At 40.6% G+C, this 1,310-nt stretch carries 1 protein-coding gene and 1 other annotated feature; the gene reads left to right on the forward strand.

From position 1 onward, the window contains the following. Window positions 1-50: 50 nt before the first annotated feature. Window positions 51-1,270, forward strand: a protein-coding gene (locus GBN19_RS15385; protein ID WP_125269079.1) for an IS3 family transposase whose coding sequence is annotated in 2 segments (ribosomal slippage) — window positions 51-327 and window positions 327-1,270 — 1,221 coding nt in all. Because the reading frame shifts where the segments join, the coding sequence is not laid out codon by codon here. Next, window positions 326-442, forward strand: a sequence feature (AL1L pseudoknot). It overlaps the preceding gene by 117 nt. Window positions 1,271-1,310 lie beyond the last annotated feature (40 nt).

Here is a 1,310-nt window from a genome sequence, read left to right on the forward strand (position 1 = left end):
TGAACCGTACCGGGTTTGTCGGAGACTCAATATTCTGAGAGACTATTCCGATGAAAAAACCAAACTATACCCCCGAAATTAGAGAAAGAGCGGTTCAATTACTAATTGAATCTGAAAAAGATTATCCTTCTACTTGGGCAGCAATCACAGCTATTGCTCCTAAAATCGGTTGTACTCCTGAAACATTGCGTGTTTGGTATTTAAAGCATATGGATCAACTAAATCCTGCCAAAGTACAACAGATATCTGACCAAGAAAAAATGAAGCAAATGGAACGTGAAATTAAAGAATTAAAGCGTGCCAATGAAATTCTACGCAAAGCAGCCGCTTTTTTCGCCCAGGCGGAGCTCGACCGCCCACACAAATAATGGTGGATTTTATCCATAACAATAAAGATCGATATGGTGTTGAAGCGATTTGTAGAATTTTACCGATTGCAGCTTCGACCTATTATCGGGCTTTAGATCTCGTTGATAACCCAGAACATCGAGCGAAACGTGCTCAGCATGATTTACATCATGCAGAACAAATCAAACGTATTTGGAAAGAAAGTTCAGGTCGATATGGTGTACGTAAAGTCTGGCAAAAATTGAAACGTGAAGGCTATGTTATTGCACGTTGTACAGTTGCTCGATTGATGCAGAAGCTAGATATACAAGGTGTTTGGCGTGGTAAGAACAAACAAACTACCCGCAGCCGAGATGATCAAAAACGAGCAGATGATTTAGTGAAACGGAATTTTAGTGCTGATCGACCTGACCAATTATGGGTCAGTGACTTTACGTATATTCAAACCAATTCTGGCTGGGTCTACACTGCATTTATTATTGATGTGTTCTCGCGAGCAATTGTTGGCTGGAAAGTATCTACACGAATGAATACAGATATGGTGCTCGATGCATTGGAGCAAGCATTGCATGATCGAGGTATGCCAAAGAATGTGATTCATCATTCCGACAGAGGTGTGCAATATCTTTCCATTCGCTATACCAATCGTTTAGAAGCAGCAAATTTACGAGCATCAGTCGGTACAACTGGTGATTCATACGATAATGCTTTGGCTGAAACGGTGAATGGCTTATACAAAACAGAGGTGATTGAATATTTAAAAGCAGATTGGCAAGGTTTAGCAGATGTACAACTTGCGACACTAAACTGGGTAGATTGGTTCAATAAAAAGCGTGTACACAGTGCACTGGGTTATGTATCGCCTTTTGAGTTTGAAGCAATGTACTATGATAAGATTAACCCGTTAGGTCAGGTGGCCTAACTTAAATAAAAAAGTCTCCGACAAACCCGGTACGGTTCAC

The sequence above is a fragment of the Acinetobacter brisouii genome (genome assembly GCF_008993995.1).
Classification (GTDB): Bacteria; Pseudomonadota; Gammaproteobacteria; order Pseudomonadales; family Moraxellaceae; genus Acinetobacter; species Acinetobacter brisouii_A.